Genomic DNA, 12,960 nt, shown 5'->3' on the forward strand with positions numbered 1-12,960 from the left:
CAGACACGCGGCCGCGATGCGCCCCGACAGCCCGCTACGGCACCACGGTCACCGGCCAGCGACCCGCCTTGACCAGCCGTACCGCGACCGAACCCACGATCCGGTGACCCGCCTGCTCCGAGGCGCCGACGACCACCGCGTCGGCCTTGAGCTCGTCCGCCGCCTTCGTCAGCCCGCTGTAGGGGTCGCCGCGGAAGGTGTGGAACTCCCAGCGCACGTCGAATATCCCCTTGTTCTGCTCGGTGGCGCGCCGGATCTGGGCGACCAGGTCCTCCGCGATCTCGTCCGTGGTCTCGGCGACCGGAGCGCCGAGCGCGGCGCCTGAGGCGATCACCGGCTGGACGTACACCACGGCGAGCAGCGCGTGCTGCCGCCGGGCCAGACCTCCGGCGTACGCCGCTGCGCGGAGCGATGAGTCGGAGCCGTCCACGCCGACGACGATGACCTTGGGCCCGTCCGTGCCCCGCTCAAACTGGTGCGAGTGCTGTTCCGTCACGGCCAGAGGCTATCGGAAGCCGCAGGTCCGGGCGGCGTTCGGGGCCCCGTTGACATCGGGTGCGCAAGCCTGGCGAAAAACGGGCACCCGGAGGGCGGGCCGCGAGCGGGCGGTCACCGGAGCCCGCCGCCGCCCTCGGCGCCCCGGCCTCGACGGAGGGGACGAGGCCGGGCCGACGCCGATCGACCCCGTACGACGTGGCCCTGACGCCCCGCCATGCCCGCGGAGCGTCCTCGCTGGGCCGGGCGGGTGTATTCGTGCCGCCGCACCGGTGTTGCTGAGGTGCGTCGGCGCTCCGCCGGGCGACTGATGAGTCATGACGAAGGATCAGTTGCTCACACGGCTGTCGTCGAAGGCGGCGGCGGTGCTCACGCGGCGCCGGGCCCTGCTGGCCGGCGCCGCCGCCGTCGGGGCCGCCGGCACGGCCGGGGTGTTCGCGGCCCTCACGGGCCAGGAACCGGTACGCCCGGCCCTCCCCGCCGCCGGCCCGCCCGCCCGTCGCGCGGTCAGGTCCTCGGCCTACCGCCTCCAGCCCCTGACCGGATACGGCCCGCCGCAGGCCGCCCCCCGCAAGACGCTCGTCCGCCACGAGCCGTTGCTGAAGGTGTCCGGACGCGGCCGGACCATGGTGCTGACCTTCGACGACGGACCCGACCCCCGCTACACCCCGCACATCCTGGACACGCTGGCCGAGTACGACGTGCGCGCGATGTTCTTCGTGTGCGGGGAGATGGCGGTCGACAACCAGGACCTGCTGGCCCGGATGGCCGACGAGGGGCACGTCGTCGGCAACCACACGTGGTCCCACCCGCTGCTCACCCGGCTCAGCCGCTCCCGCATCCGCTCCGAGATGGAACGCACCTGCGACGTCATCGAGGACGCCTACGGCGAGCGCCCCGAATGGTTCCGCGCCCCCTACGGCGCCTGGAACCGGGCCGCGTTCCAGCTCGGCGCCGAACTCGGCATGGAACCCCTCGCCTGGACCGTGGACACCCTCGACTGGACCACCCCGGGCACCCGCCGCATCGTCGGCCGGGTGGAGAACGGCGCCGCCCCCGGCGTCGTGGTGCTCTCGCACGACGCCGGGGGCGACCGCTCCCAGAGTGTCCGGGCGCTGCGCGACTACCTCCCGCAGCTCCTCGACTCCGGCTACCACATCACCGTCCCGCGCCGGCAGTACGCGTAATCGGAACGCGCCCGCCGGGTCGGGGAACGCTCAGCGGACCTCGACCAGGCGGGCGAAGGCGACGACATTGCCCGCGTAGCCGCTCTGCTTCGAGAAACCGCCTCCGCAGGTGATGACCCGCAATTCCGGGGCTCCCTTGGAGCCGTAGACACGGTCGCCGGGGAAATTGTTCTTCTCGAAGACCTCGATGCCGTAGATCTCGAAGACCGCGGTCTTTCCGTCCTTGCGTCTGATCTCGACGCGATTTCCCTTCTTCAGGGCCCCGAGTCCGTAGAACACGGCGGGGCCCTGTTTGTTGTCGACATGGCCGACGACGACGGCGGTGCCCTTCTCGCCGGGGGAGACCGCGCCGGTGAACCAGCCGGCCAGGTTCGGGTCCTCCGGCGGGGGCGCGCCCACCCAGCCGTCCGGGTCCAGGCCGACCGGAACCATCGGCGCGTCGACCCGGATCGCGGGAACGGACACCCGGTCGGGCACGGCGAACGGCAGGGGAGCGGGGGTGTTGCCGAAGGCGGTGCCGTGCACCCGGCTGTCCGCCGCGGCCGCCGACGCGGGCTGCGGCGGCCCCACGTCGAACTCCCCCGAACCGTTCCGAATGAGCGCGAGGCCGGTCAGCAGAACAAGCGCTATCACGCCCCAGGGAGCGCGCTTCCTCCGCTGCTCCTCCTCTTCGGCCAGCTCGGCCAACTCGGACGCAGACATTGACTTCCCCTCTCGACGCGGCCGTCGCCGTGCCATTCGCGCATACGAGAACGCTAAGTCCCGCGCGTGGAACCGGCGACGGGGCAACGGCGAACGGGTGGCCCCCGAACCCGGGTGGTGCGCCATCCGAGTTGCCGTGAACAGGAATTTTCTGACGGTCCGTGACCTGCGGAGATATCCGATTGTGTGCTTTTCGTTCGGCGTGTCCTCTCACCAGGACGGACCATTCCCGAAATGCGGGTCCGGGCAAGGCGTCTGAGGGTCTTTCTGGGAGGCGTTTTCTCGCCGATCCACCGGGGACCGTTCCCGGGGCGTCTCCCGCGGAGGATTCACATGCGTACTACTCGTGCCCTGGCGGCCGCCGGTGCCGCGGTCGCCGTGCTCGGACTCACCGCCCCGGCGGCCGTCGCCCGGGACGGCATGAACCTGAACCCGAGCAATGTGGTCGCCCTTCCCAACGTCATCGCCCGGGGCGGCCAGCTGACCATCACCGTCAACAACTGCACCGGCAACGCCACCGCGAGCTCGGACGCCTTCCGGACGATCAGGCTGACGACGGGGGCGAACAACCTGGCGACGGGACGCGCCACGGTCAACCGGAACGCGGCCACGGGATCGCACAGCATCAGCGTGGTCTGCGGCAACGGCACCGTGATCAATCCGACGGCCTTCACCGTCATCGGAGGCGTCCGCGGCGGTCTCGGCGGCAGCAGCTCCAGCGGGGCCACCCCGACCGACATGGCCATCGGCGGCGGTCTGGTGGCCCTGGCCGTCGTCGGCGGCGGGGTGTTCTGGATGCGCAGGCGGTCCGAGCGGCACATCTGATCCCGGCCGCTTCGCGGCAGGTCTCCGCCCCTTCGGAGACGACCTCCGCCCCGGACTCCGAGAGGAAGCCGGGGCGGAGGTCCGTGTCGGAGGCGCCCGGCAGGGCCGTCAGGCGCCCTCGTCGCCGGCGTGGCGACGGGAGAAGTGGTACGCCGCCCCGATCGAGCCCGCGATGAGCAGGGCGCCGATGCCGAGCTCCTTGGCGTCGAAGTCGGCCAGGCTGCCGCCCTCGCCCGCGTGCACGCCCCGGTCGGGGCGGAGCGGCGTCGGGGTGGGCCCGTCCGGGTGGCCGCCGGTGATGGTCAGGCCGGTGGTGCCGCTCGCGCCGTCACAGGTGAACGCCACCTGGTAGACCGCGCCGGGCCTGGCGTCCCAGTCGACCGCGACCGTGGACAGGTTCCTGCGCGGCGGGATGATGACGGTGTCGAACAGCCCCGAGGTGACGGTCGCGGTGCCCCGGCAGCCGCCGTCCCTCTCCAGCACCAGCGCCACCTGTCCGCCCGGGGCGACGGTCGAGGGCACGACGCTGAAACCGAAGGGTGTGATGTCGGTGTCGCCCTCCGCCACGGCGGCCGGTGCGCAGAGGGCCAGGGCGGTCACGCCCAGCAGTGCGGCCGAAGCGACGCGTATCGCGCGCATGGTGGTTCCTCCGGTCCCCGAGGAGCAACTGCGGACCTGTTCCGCCTACGTGAGAAATGCACCTCGATGACCGAAACGCTAGGAACGGGCGTCCGTCCGCGCGATCGCTGTCGCTCCGAATGGGGCATGGGTGTGGGCCGCTCAGGGGACGCCGGCGGCGTGTCGCACGCCGGACGTCCCCCTCCGGTGCCCGTGGGGTGAGCCCCGGTCAGCCCTTGGCGTCCGGGAACAGGGCGAGGAACGGTTCCGCCGACGCCGTGATGCCCCGGCTGTAGGGGGCGTCGAAGTCCCAGATCAGGAACAGCAGGAAGGCGATCAGCGCGGAGAACAGGCCGGCCAGGATCAGCTCGCGGGCCGTGCGCCGGATCTGGAGCGCGAAGACCATGCCGATGGTGACGACGGCGCCGCCGAGCAGACCGAACCAGACCACCCCGGGCATGGTGGGCTCGACCGAGTCGGCGCGCGCGTTGCGGGCCTGGTCCGCGGCGGCCACCTGGTCGACGAGCGGCTGGTAGGCCTGGGCCTCGAAGTCGGTCCTCGGCTCGTAGGAGGTGACGTCCGTGCGCAGCCGGTCGAGGAGCTCGGTGCCCTCCTCGGTCATGCGGCGGTGGTCGGCCATCTCCTTCCATTCCGTCGTGACGACGTGTCCGACATAGGCGTTGACATCGGCGCGAATGCGGTCACGGACGTCGGCCGGATAGACCTGGACCCGCTCCGAGATCTCGTGCAGCGCCTGCGCCTCCGCCTGCACGTGGTCCTGGGCCGCGCTGCGGGCCTCCCACACGCCCGCGATGGCCAGCCCCAGGACGATGGCGTACACCACCCCGATCCACATCGTCATGTACTCGATGACGTCCGGGGTCTCGCTGGGATCCTCGTCCACGGGAGCCGCCTTGTGGCGGATGAGCGTGATGACGACCACCACCGCGCACGCGGCCAGCATCGCGAGGATGAGAACAAGCCATTCCGGCAAGGGATGCCTCCTGGATCGGCACTAGCGGGGCCGCAGGGCGGCCACGGCGACCACCGCGGGCGCGGTGATGAGCAGGACGTAGATCACGGGCGAGGTCGTGCTGTGCGTGCGCCGCTCGGGCGCCTTCGCGTGGTGGTGGACCGGGTAGCTCACCGGGGGTGCCGAGGGGCCCGGGGCCGGGCTCGGCGGTGGCGTCCGTGTCGGCGTCGGGGTCGGGGTCGGCGTGGGAGCCGGGGCCGGTGGTGCGGGAGGCGGGGTCGGCCGCGCCCGCGGGGGTGCCGGCTGGGGTGCCGGTGCGGGTGGCGGCGGTGGCGGAGGCGGCGGCTCCGGTGTCGGGGTGGGCCGGGGCTTCGGCGGCTTCCGCGTCGGGGGCGGCTTCGGCGTGGGGTCCGGGGAGGGCGTCGGAGTGCAAGGGGGCTCTGGGGGAGTGGGGGGCGGGGTGGGTGTGGGGGTGGGCGTCGGTTTCGGGCAGGGCGGGAGGGTGGGCCACGTGAGGCTTCCGGCGACCGCCACCGCCTCGGCGCCGCCGGGGCCGACCGAGGCGTAGGCGCAGGCATCCGCCTCGGCCGTCCCGGCCGCGGGGCCGATGAGCGCCCACGCCAGGGTCAGCAGGGCCAACGCACGTATGGCGGTGGCGGATTGCGGTGATTCGGGTCGATGCACGACGAGATCATGAGGCCTGCCGGGCGATCTCACGCGCGGGCGCGAAGAGATTGCTCCGAAGGGAGGACAAAGGCTCGCCCGATGTTTGATTCCTGGGCGCTCGTCCGGCCGATGAGGCGTACGCCCGTGCGGTCCGAGAGGGGTGGGTCACAGCTTTCGGAAAGAAATTTGCGGCACGGTTGAACACAACCCCTGCTCCGGTGCGTACCCATGGTCGTGCGGCGGCGCAGCAGGGCGCTGCAACACCCTTTTGATTTATGGGGAGTTGACGATGAAGACCTCCTGGCGGAGCGCCTCACTCGTGGCAAGCGCCGCGGCGGTCCTGGCGCTGACGACGGCGTGCGGTCAGGAAAGCGGCACCTCGTCGGTGGGCAGTCAGAACGTCGGAGCCACCGCGGCGGCGGGCGGTTACGGCGGTGTCGGCTCCGGTGTCGGGACGGGCACCAGCCCCAGTGCCGACGCGAGTTCGCCCGCGATCGGCCAGGGGAACCTGGGGGCCCAGTCGGCCTCGGCCGGCAAGTTGCAGGTGTCCGCGAACGCCGAGCTCGGGGACGTGCTGACCGATGCCACCGGCCTCACCCTCTACCGCTTCGACGAGGACACCGCCGAGCCGCCGAAGTCCAACTGCAACGGCGACTGCGCGACGGCTTGGCCGCCGGTGCCCGCGGACGACGCCTCGGCCGGTGCCGGTATCGACAAGGCGCTGCTCGGCGAGGTGACCCGGGCCGACGGCAGCAAGCAGCTCACCATCGCCGGCTGGCCGGCCTACCGCTACGCCAAGGACACCAAGGCCGGGGACCTGACCGGCCAGGGCGTGGGCGGCAAGTGGTACGCGCTGGCCCCCACGGGCAAGAAGGCGTCGGTCGCCAGCCTGCCCGGACTGTCCACACGCAACGACCCCGACCTGGGCGAGATCGTCGTCGACAAGAACGGCATGACGGTCTACCGCTTCGCCAAGGACAAGGCCTGGCCCGAGCCGGTCTCCAACTGCACCGGTGCCTGCCTGGAGAAGTGGCCGGTCGTGGCGCCCGTGTCGGCGAGCGACACCAAGGGCGTCCAGAAGAAGGGCCTGATGAGCTTCACCCGTTCCGACGGCGTCAAGCAGCAGACCGTCAACTGCTCGCCCATCTACACCTTCGCGGCCGACAAGAAGCCCGGGGACACCAACGGCCAGGGCGTCGGCGGCACCTGGTACGCCGTCCGCCCCAACGGAGAGATGGTCGGCATCTCCGACAAGTGACACTGGCCCCGCCGATCCACCGGTCCGACCCCTCCGCGCCGCACGGAGGGGTCGGACCGGTTTGCCGTCATTTCCCCCAAGCCCCCGCGATTCGGCGCCCGTTCCACAACTCTCCGGAGCACGGCACTCACGTTTCGTGGAGAATGCACCGCCACTTCCTGGCGGCACGTGCCGCAGGCAGTGACCGGGAACGGACGGTCAATTTCCGTTTCCGCTCGCTCCTTTGGCGGGCGATCAGTAGCCTCAGCTCGAACACCGGATCGCCTACGCCTTGGAGAGATACATGGAGCGTCCCGCCTGGGCTCCCCGGAGCATCGACATCTCGGTGCCGAGCGTGGCGCGTATCTACGACTTCTACCTGGGCGGTTCGCACAACTTCGAGGCCGACCGGGTGGCGGCCCGCAAGGCCATGGAGCACGTCCCGGGACTCCCGAAGATCATGCAGGCGAACCGGGCGTTCATGCGCAGGGCGGTGCGCTTCGCGGTCGACCAGGGCATCACGCAGTTCCTGGACATCGGCTCCGGCATCCCCACCTTCGGCAACGTCCACGAGGTCGCCCAGAGCGCCAGCCCCGGCGCCCGCGTCGTCTACGTCGACCACGATCCGGTGGCGGTCGCGCACAGCCAGGCGGTCATCGCCGACAACCCGGACGCGGACGTCGTCGCGGCCGACCTCCGCAAGCCCCGGGAGATCCTGGAGAGCGCCGAGGTCCGGCGGCTGATCGACCCGAACCGTCCGGTGGCGGTGCTCCTCGTTGCCATACTGCACTTCGTGGAAGACGCGGACGACCCCCACGGAGCGGTGGCCGAGCTGCGCGACGCGTTCGCGCCCGGCAGCCTGCTGGTGCTCACGCACGCCGCCTACGAGGGCATCCCGCTGTCGCAGGAGCAGGTCCAGGGCGCGATGGATGTGTACAAGGACATCCGCAACCCGCTGATCATGCGCTCGCACAACGAGATCGCACGGTTCTTCGAGGGGTACGACATGGTGGAACCCGGACTGGTGCCGATGCCGCGGTGGCGGCCGGAGTCCGAGAACTGGGACCCCGAGGACGAGGACCCGTGGGCCTTCTCCCAGTTCGGCGGCGTGGGGCGGGCGGCGTGAGCGCGGAGCCGGACGGCCCGGAGGACAGACTGCGCCGGTTCGCGACGATCTGGAGCCGGGCCGTGTTCCCGGTGACGTCGACGTCCGCGACCCGGCCGGAGTTCGATGAGCAACTGCTCGCGCTGGCCCGCCGCCTGAGCGGGGCACTCGCGGCCAGGACCGTCGACACGGACGAGGGCCGGGCGGTCGGCGCCGCCCTGGTCGACGCGCACTGCACCGACCCGGAGGCGCTGACCCGCTCCCTGGACTGCGTGGACGCCTATCTGGTGCTCTACTGCGGCGGGGACGGCGACCGCGAGGACCTGCGGTCCAGGTGCGCACGCCTCCAGCACGCCATGGCCGCCGGGTTCGCGCAGGCGCTGCGCGAGCGCACACTCGCCGAGCAGGAGGCCATCGCACAGGCCGCGCTGGAGGCGCAGGGCGTGGTGGCGCAGGCCCTGCACGCGACCGAGGCGCGCTTCCGGGCCGTGTTCGAGGGCGCGGCCATAGGAATCGGCATCGCCGACCTGGACGGCAACGTCCTCCAGGTCAACGGCGCCCTGCTGCGCATGTTCGGCATCACCGACCAGACCATGCGCGGCCGCAACGTGCGGGAGTGGACGCACCCCGACGACGCGCCGCAGACCTGGACGCTCTACGACGAGCTCGTCCGCGGCGAGCGCGAGCACTACCACCTCGAAAAGGCCTTCTACCGCCCCGACGGCACGGTCCTGTGGACCAACCTGACGGTCTCCCTGCTGCGCGACGCCGACGGCACCCCGCAGTACCAGCTGGCCCTCATGGAGGACACCACCGAGCGCCGGCTGCTCAACCTGCGGCTGCGCTACGAGGCCACGCACGACGCCCTCACCGGGCTCCCCAACCGCACCCTGTTCTTCGAACGCCTGGAGAAGGCGCTCAGCGCCGGCGAGGGCCAGCGGTTCGGCCTGTGCTACCTCGACCTCGACGGCTTCAAGACCATCAACGACAGCCTCGGCCACGCGGCCGGCGACCGGCTGCTCGTCGAGGTCGCCGACCGGCTCCAGTCCTGCGCGACCGCCCCGGGCGAGATGGTCGCCCGCCTCGGCGGTGACGAGTTCGTGGCGCTGACCACCGGCCCGGACACCGAGAGCGAGGTCGACGAGCTCGCGGCGCGCATCATGAACGCCCTGCTCGCCCCGGTCCGCATCGACGGCCGCGAGCTGACCGTGCGCGGCAGCATCGGCATCGTCGAGGGCCCGGCGGGGGAGCGGGGTCCCGCGGAGGTGCTGCGCAGCGCCGACATCACGATGTACCGGGCCAAGTCGGCGGGCGGCAACCGCTTCGAGCTGGCCGACCCGGAGGCCGACGCCCGCGCCATCACCCGGCACGGGCTGACCACGCAGCTCCCGGCGGCCCTGGAGCGGGGCGAGTTCTTCATCGAGTACCAGCCGCTGGTGCACCTCGGCGACGGCAGTGTGCGGGGTGCCGAGGCGCTGGTGCGCTGGCTGCACCCGCAGCACGGCGTCCTCGGCCCGGACCGGTTCATCCCGCTCGCCGAGCACACCGGGCTGATCGTGCCGCTCGGCCGCTGGGTCCTGGAGCAGTCGGTACGGCAGGCGCGCGAGTGGCGAGAACGGTACGGCGAGGACACCGCGGGCGGCCCGCTCCGCATCAACGTCAACCTCTCGCCCTGCCAGCTCACTCACCCCGGCCTGGTCCAGGACACGGTGGACATCCTGGAGCGCGCCGGGGTGTCCCCCGACGCCCTCTGCCTCGAAGTCACCGAGTCGGCCCTCATCGGCGCCGACGACGACCTGCTCAAGCCGCTGCGCCGACTCGCCGAGATGGGCGTCGACATCGCCCTGGACGACTTCGGCACCGGCTACTCCAACCTGGCGAACCTCCGCCGCCTCCCGGTCAGCGTCCTCAAGCTGGACCGCTCCTTCACCCAGAGCATGCAGCAGTTCCCCGCCGACCCGGTCGACCTCAAGATCGTCGAGGGGATCGTCTCGCTCGCCCACGGCCTGAACCTCGCGGTGACGGTCGAGGGCGTCGAGACGGGCGCCCAGGCCGAGCAGTTGCGGATACTGGGCTGCGACACGGCCCAGGGCTGGTACTACGCCCGTCCGGGCCCGCCGGAGCGGCTGCACGAGCTGGCCCTGGTGGACGCGACGGGCTGACCGCCCCGCTCCCTCAGGGCAGCGGCAACGGCAGCGAACGCAGCGAGCCGTGGGTGCGGGCCATGACGAGGATGTGGCCCGTGTCCCCGCCCGGCGCGACGAGGACGGGGTGTTCGCCGTCCCTGGCCTGCGCGTACACCGGGGACATGCGGGGCGCGGCGCTGCCGGTGCCCCGCGGACCCGCGTGCAGGTCGAGCGTGATCACGCGGCCCCGGGTGGCGCTGTCGTTGCCCGGGGTGAAGGTCACGAACCGGCCGGCGGTCACGGTGGCGTCCGCCTCGGTGGCGTACGTGCTCCACAGCCTGCGGTCGTGCTCGAGGTCGTACGCGAACCAGTTGCCCGCGCTCGTGTCCTCGGCGCCGGCCTCGTACAGCACCAGGACCCCGTCGTCGGAGATCACCCCGTGCACGGGCTTGTCGATGGTGTTCCCCGGGGTCGGCAGCGGCTTCAGGGTCGCCGGGTCCAGTCGCCGCATCGGCGGGAAGGTGTCCCCGGCGGAGAGCGGACTGCCGGTGCAGACCAGGTAGTGGCCGCCGGTGACGAGGTGCGGGCACGCGACGCCCGTGGGGCCGGTCGCCAGGGTCCTGCCGGTGCGGGCGTCGCGGGCGGTGACCCGGGTGCCGTCGGCCGTGTAGACGCGGCCCCGGAAGGCGGCCACGGGTTCGCCCGTGCTCCAGGCGACGGTCCGGTGCCAGAGGGGCGTGCCGTCGGAGGCGCGAACGGCCTCCAGCACTGCGGTTCGTGACGTGGTGCCAGCCGTCCCGAGGGCGTGGACGACGCCGTCCGCCGCGCCGAGGGTGACGTAGGCGCCGCCGGTGGGCGACCGGTGGGTCCACGCCCGGGCACCCGTGCGCAGATCGGCCGCGCGGAGCACGCCCCCGACTGCGGTCACGGCCCGTTCGTCGGCCGCGTCGACGACCAGTCCGGCGCTTCCGCCGCGGTCGTCGGCGGGCACCGCCCAGGTGACACGGCCGTCGGCCCGGGAACGCCCCACCAGTCCGCCGGAGTCGGTCGCGCAGACCACCTGGTGTGCCGTCGCGCCGCAACTGCCGTGCGCCTCACGGCTGGAGAGGGACGCCGTCCACGCGCGCCACGGGCCCGAGACGGACGCCGAGGCCGTCCGCGCCGCCGGCTCCGAGCCCCCGGACGGCGAGGAGACCGCCGGGCTTCCCGGCCCGCCGGACGCGGTGTGCCCTGCGCACCCCACCAGCACCAGCAGCACCGCGGCCACCGCGACGATCCGCCGTCTCATCCCGCCCACCCCCGTCCGAGTGCGCCCCCGTCCGAGAGGCACCTCATGCTACGGCCGCTCAGCGCTCCAGCAGCATCCGCTGCAACTCCCGTGCCGCCCGCGGTGGAGCGACGTCGCTGCGGTGGGCCAGCGCGATCGTCCGGTGCAGTCCGGGCCGGGCGAGCGGGGTGACCCGCAGCCCCCGTCCGGACCGCGTGGCGACCATGCGCGGCACGACGGCCACGCCCAGACCGGCCCGCACGAAGCCGAGGACCGCGTCCATCTCCCCGCCCTCGACCGCGAAGTCCGGCTCGAAGCCCTCGGCACGGCACGCGGCCACGGTCAGTTCACGCAGGTCGTAGCCGTGCCGGAACATCACGAGCGGCTCGCTCTCCAGGTCGGCGACGCGCACGGTACGGCGGCCCGTCCCCCCGGGCGCGGGCGCCTCCGGCGACGACACGACCACGAGGTCCTCGCGCAGCAGCTCCACCGTCGTCAGCGCCGGGGAGGGCGACGGCAGCGGGAGCACCACCAGGGCCAGGTCCAGGGCGCCGCGCGCGAGCAGCCGTACGAGGTCGTGGGAGCCGCCCTCCTCGATCATCAGCCGGATGCCGGGATAGCGGTCGTGGAAGGCGCGCAGCACGTCCGGGAGCAGGCCCGTGCACAGACTCGGGGTGGCGCCGAGCCGGACCCGGCCGCCGCGGAGCTGCACCAGCTCCTGGACCTCGTGCCGGGCGGTGTCCGCGTCGGCGAGGATGCGGCGGGCCAGCGGCAGCAGGGCCTCGCCCGCGTCGGTGAGGGTGATGTTGCCGCGGGCCCGCAGGAACAGGTCCGCCCCGAGCTCCCGCTCCAGGGCCCTGATCTGCTGCGACAGGGAGGGCTGGGCGACGTGGACCGCCTCGGCCGCGCGCGTGAAGTGCCGGGTCTCGGCGACCGCCACGAAGTACTGGAGCTGCTGGAACTGCATCCTCGTACGATAGCCGCTGCCTATGGAATCAAGCCGGACCATGTCTTGGACCGATCGGGTCCTTCGGCTCTAGCGTCTTGAGTCATGGCTCTGGCAACGCGGACGGACCGACGGCCGTCCATGGCACGCACCGTGTGGGACAGCTCCGTCGGCAAGAAGACCGTGATGGCCGTCAGCGGCCTGATCATGCTGCTCTACCTGGTCGTCCACATGATCGGCAACCTGAAGATCTTCTTCGGGCCGGGCGAGTTCAACCACTACGCGCACTGGCTGCGCACGGTGGGCGAGCCGTTCATGCACTACGAGTGGACGCTCTGGCTCATCCGGATCGTGCTGGTCCTCGCCGTCGTCGCGCACGCCACCTCGGCCTACCAGCTCAGCCGCCGGGACATCCGGGCGCGGCCGAGCAAGTACGTCCACAGGAAGCCACGGGCGAGCTACGCGACCCGGACCATGCGCTGGGGCGGGATCATCCTCGGCCTGTTCATCGTGTGGCACCTCCTCGACCTGACGACCGGCACCGCGCACCCCGGCGGCTTCCAGGAGGGCCACCCCTACCAGAACGTCGTGGACACCTTCTCCACCTGGTACGGCAACGTCGTCTACATCGTCGCGATGCTCGCCCTCGGTCTGCACGTCCGGCACGGCTTCTGGAGCGCCGCGCAGACCCTCGGCGTCGGCAGCCGCACCCGCGACCGCGCCCTCAAGGCCGTCGCGAACGTCCTCGCACTGCTGCTCACGGCCGGCTTCGTCGCCGTGCCCGTGGGTGTCATGACCGGAGTGGTGAGCTGA

General features: G+C 72.3%; 13 protein-coding genes. 6 read left to right on the forward strand and 7 right to left on the reverse strand.

Annotated features, from left to right (window positions below; translation table 11 throughout):
* Positions 1 to 34 precede the first annotated feature (34 nt).
* Positions 35 to 496, reverse strand: coding sequence for a universal stress protein (locus ACIQJT_RS02145; protein ID WP_365454910.1), 462 nt, complete (start codon positions 494 to 496; stop codon positions 35 to 37).
* A 316-nt stretch (positions 497 to 812) separates the two neighbouring features.
* On the opposite strand from ACIQJT_RS02145, the gene ACIQJT_RS02150 reads away from it, so the two are divergent.
* Complete coding sequence (locus tag ACIQJT_RS02150; protein ID WP_402639099.1) at positions 813 to 1,682, forward strand: polysaccharide deacetylase family protein; 870 nt, start codon at positions 813 to 815, stop codon at positions 1,680 to 1,682.
* A gap of 30 nt (positions 1,683 to 1,712) precedes the next feature.
* Here ACIQJT_RS02150 and ACIQJT_RS02155 read toward each other — a convergent pair whose 3' ends face one another.
* On the reverse strand, positions 1,713 to 2,384 hold the full coding sequence (locus tag ACIQJT_RS02155; protein ID WP_365454916.1) for a class F sortase: 672 nt from the start codon (positions 2,382 to 2,384) through the stop codon (positions 1,713 to 1,715).
* Positions 2,385 to 2,717: 333 nt separating this feature from the next.
* Here ACIQJT_RS02155 and ACIQJT_RS02160 point away from each other — a divergent pair, with 333 nt between their 5' ends.
* Positions 2,718 to 3,209, forward strand: a complete 492-nt coding sequence (locus ACIQJT_RS02160; RefSeq protein WP_402639103.1) for a hypothetical protein — start codon at positions 2,718 to 2,720, stop codon at positions 3,207 to 3,209.
* A 108-nt stretch (positions 3,210 to 3,317) separates the two neighbouring features.
* Here ACIQJT_RS02160 and ACIQJT_RS02165 read toward each other — a convergent pair whose 3' ends face one another.
* The 3 genes from ACIQJT_RS02165 to ACIQJT_RS02175 form a co-directional block, all read right to left on the reverse strand.
* Complete coding sequence (locus ACIQJT_RS02165; protein ID WP_402639106.1) at positions 3,318 to 3,848, reverse strand: hypothetical protein; 531 nt, start codon at positions 3,846 to 3,848, stop codon at positions 3,318 to 3,320.
* A 208-nt stretch (positions 3,849 to 4,056) separates the two neighbouring features.
* Positions 4,057 to 4,821, reverse strand: coding sequence for a DUF4239 domain-containing protein (locus tag ACIQJT_RS02170; RefSeq protein ID WP_402639109.1), 765 nt, complete (start codon positions 4,819 to 4,821; stop codon positions 4,057 to 4,059).
* Positions 4,822 to 4,842: 21 nt separating this feature from the next.
* Positions 4,843 to 4,974 (reverse strand): hypothetical protein, encoded by a 132-nt coding sequence (locus tag ACIQJT_RS02175; RefSeq protein ID WP_365454927.1) that lies wholly within the window; start codon positions 4,972 to 4,974, stop codon positions 4,843 to 4,845.
* A gap of 781 nt (positions 4,975 to 5,755) precedes the next feature.
* Between ACIQJT_RS02175 and ACIQJT_RS02180 the strand changes: the two genes are divergently transcribed.
* The 3 genes from ACIQJT_RS02180 (at position 5,756) to ACIQJT_RS02190 (ending at position 9,970) form a co-directional block, all read left to right on the forward strand.
* Entirely contained in the window at positions 5,756 to 6,724 is a 969-nt protein-coding gene (locus tag ACIQJT_RS02180) for an SCO0930 family lipoprotein (RefSeq protein ID WP_402639112.1), read from the forward strand.
* A 283-nt stretch (positions 6,725 to 7,007) separates the two neighbouring features.
* On the forward strand, positions 7,008 to 7,829 hold the full coding sequence (locus ACIQJT_RS02185; protein ID WP_402639115.1) for an SAM-dependent methyltransferase: 822 nt from the start codon (positions 7,008 to 7,010) through the stop codon (positions 7,827 to 7,829).
* A complete protein-coding gene (locus tag ACIQJT_RS02190; protein WP_402639117.1) occupies positions 7,826 to 9,970 on the forward strand; it encodes a putative bifunctional diguanylate cyclase/phosphodiesterase in 2,145 nt (714 codons plus the stop codon). The genes ACIQJT_RS02185 and ACIQJT_RS02190 overlap by 4 nt, the downstream gene beginning before the upstream one ends.
* A 13-nt stretch (positions 9,971 to 9,983) precedes the next feature.
* Here the strand turns inward: ACIQJT_RS02190 and ACIQJT_RS02195 are convergent, their stop codons facing one another.
* Positions 9,984 to 11,222 (reverse strand): PQQ-binding-like beta-propeller repeat protein, encoded by a 1,239-nt coding sequence (locus ACIQJT_RS02195; RefSeq protein ID WP_402639119.1) that lies wholly within the window; start codon positions 11,220 to 11,222, stop codon positions 9,984 to 9,986.
* A gap of 58 nt (positions 11,223 to 11,280) precedes the next feature.
* Positions 11,281 to 12,168, reverse strand: a complete 888-nt coding sequence (locus tag ACIQJT_RS02200; protein ID WP_365454942.1) for a LysR substrate-binding domain-containing protein — start codon at positions 12,166 to 12,168, stop codon at positions 11,281 to 11,283.
* Between the two features lie 120 nt (positions 12,169 to 12,288).
* Here ACIQJT_RS02200 and ACIQJT_RS02205 point away from each other — a divergent pair, with 120 nt between their 5' ends.
* Complete coding sequence (locus ACIQJT_RS02205) at positions 12,289 to 12,960, forward strand: succinate dehydrogenase (RefSeq protein WP_365454945.1); 672 nt, start codon at positions 12,289 to 12,291, stop codon at positions 12,958 to 12,960.

This window comes from Streptomyces sp. NPDC091972 (assembly GCF_044756385.1).
In the GTDB taxonomy this organism is placed as follows: domain Bacteria; phylum Actinomycetota; class Actinomycetes; order Streptomycetales; family Streptomycetaceae; genus Streptomyces.